Raw genomic sequence first — 1690 nt, 5'->3', positions numbered from 1 at the left:
TGTACTAGGCCCTGTCAAGTTGACGGATGAAATAATATAAAATTTAATATGTTTCTAAATGGCTTTATCCCAGTATTCATCTGGGGTAAGGCCATTTCTTTGTGTTGAGCGATTGTAATGATTAAAATATTCAATTCCTGCTTCAACCAATTTCATAAGTTCTTGATAGGTCTTTGGCAGTGGCTGACGTGCCATCCATCGATTTTTAAATTCATTCCACCAACGCTCCATTGGAGCGTTATCGTATGGCGTTCCTGGTCGGGACATACTTCTAGTTACTTCATATCGATCAAGAGAACGATTAAATAGTTTTGAGGTATAAGCTGAACCGCGATCGGTGTGCACCATGGGGTGTACACTACCAGCACCTGAAAAGGCCTGCTGAAATACCTGGATTTCTGCTTCACTAGTTTCTGTAGGACTTAGATTATAGGCTAAAAGTCGCCGACCATAAAGATCTAAAACACCACTTAACCGAATTTTATATTCGCCATTTATGCCATATGAAAGCTCTGTTGAATCGGCCAACCAAACTTGGTTAGGTCTACTCACACTAAAATTTTGATTAAGAAGATTATCTTGGATATATTGTTCTGATTGTTTCACACGATTATGCTTCTTCGGATGTACTAAACATCGAATACCTAGTTCTCGCATAACTCGTCGAACCTGTTTGAAAGTAATGGGAAAATTAATTGATGTGTCAGCTTGTAAATTTACCAACATGTTTCCAGTACCAATCCCTTGTAGATTGAAATCAAACCAGTATTGGGTTCGCTCTTTAAGTTGTTTATTACGTGTCTCCCAAACTGTTTCTTGTCTTTTTAACCCTTTGTAGTAAGCCTGACGGCTAACGCCAACCATTTTTATAAGTTTTGTTATCGCACCATGCTTTTCTTGACTAACATTCTTAATCGCGTGATATGCCAGTCGTCTTTGCTTATTCACCCCTTGCGCTGAAGTTCCTGCCATTTTTTTATAAAGGCCGCATATAATTTTTGATCTTCGATTTGGCTTTCTAACTCGTGAATCCGTAGATTCGCTTTATCTAAATCTGTTAGTTCTGATTGATCTTTACGGTGACCACGATTATCGATTAGTGATTCATAACCACCTTGTCGTGCCTTAAGAACCCATGAACGGGCTTGTTGATAAGAGACACCGAAGTGTTCCGCAGTTTCATTATAACTATGTTTATCTTTGGTAATATATTCAACAATTGAAACGCGTTCTTCAAAAGAAGTTTTACGACTCATAATGGGAACCTGCCTTTTGGACGGTGACGCCGTCACCGTTTTATCCTCATTATACTTGGAAACCCAGTCTAATAGTTGTTTTTGTGATCGTAAACCAAACTTAAGTGCAACATCTGCTTGTGAATATTGACCCGTTAGATAAGTTAATACCGCTTCTAATTTCAGCGCTTTTGAATAGTGATTATTGTGGCGCGCTTCCTGTAAACCTTCAATACCATCGCGGTCATAGCGATCGACCCAACGTTTGAATAGATCTTTATTAATACCGTATTCTCGGGCAAAAGTTCTTCTCGGCATTCCGGACTTTCTAAATTCTTCGATAAACGTTAATTTTTCTAATGCTGAATACTTGGCTCTGGACATACAAAAATCCCTCCATGATTATCGGATGAAATTATATTATTTCATCTGACAACCATAAAGGGATTATTACA

2 protein-coding genes are annotated in these 1690 nt (G+C 38.3%); both read right to left on the bottom strand.

Features of this window, described 5'->3' with window-relative positions:
* Nucleotides 1-54: 54 nt before the first annotated feature.
* Nucleotides 55-948: an IS3 family transposase gene (locus tag AC1RO3_RS07775; RefSeq protein ID WP_481763901.1), complete on the bottom strand. Its 894-nt coding sequence runs from the start codon at nt 946-948 to the stop codon at nt 55-57.
* Entirely contained in the window at nt 945-1619 is a 675-nt protein-coding gene (locus tag AC1RO3_RS07770; protein ID WP_481761994.1) for a transposase, read from the bottom strand. Before AC1RO3_RS07770 ends, AC1RO3_RS07775 begins: the two co-directional genes overlap by 4 nt.
* Between the last annotated feature and the right edge of the window lie 71 nt (nt 1620-1690).

The sequence above is a fragment of the Dellaglioa sp. CoH-57-MRSF-19 genome, assembly GCF_056781975.1.
This window is presented reverse-complemented; position numbering and strand designations above follow the sequence as displayed.

Excerpts from the sequence above, each read along its gene's own strand:
- AC1RO3_RS07770 (WP_481761994.1), bottom strand. The coding sequence starts at position 1,619 with ATGTCCAGAGCCAAGTATTCAGCATTAGAAAAATTAACGTTTATCGAA.